Below are 255 nucleotides of genomic sequence, written 5' to 3' on the forward strand. Positions count from 1 at the left end.
GCCCGTGCTGACGGCGCTCACGGCCGGTGCCGCCAGCCTGCGCCTGCAGGCACCCGCACTGCCGCTGGCCTCCAATGTCAGCGGCGAACTGGCCGGCGCCGAACTGGCCCTGCCCGGCTACTGGGCCCAGCAGGTGCGCCAGCCGGTCCGCTTCGAGCAAGGCGTGCAGGCGCTGGCCAGGGCCGGCCACACCCTGTTCCTGGAACTGGGGCCACGCCCCGTCCTGAGCCATTTCGTGCGGGCCGCCGGCAGCCA

Annotated in this window: 1 protein-coding gene; it reads left to right on the top strand. The window is 74.9% G+C overall.

The genetic code is table 11. The features are described from left to right. On the top strand, nucleotides 1-255 hold a 255-nt coding region (locus tag GM672_RS28790; RefSeq protein ID WP_170300300.1), incomplete at both ends, for an ACP S-malonyltransferase.

Source organism: Pseudoduganella buxea (assembly GCF_009720835.1).
Lineage (GTDB): Bacteria > Pseudomonadota > Gammaproteobacteria > Burkholderiales > Burkholderiaceae_D > Rugamonas > Rugamonas buxea.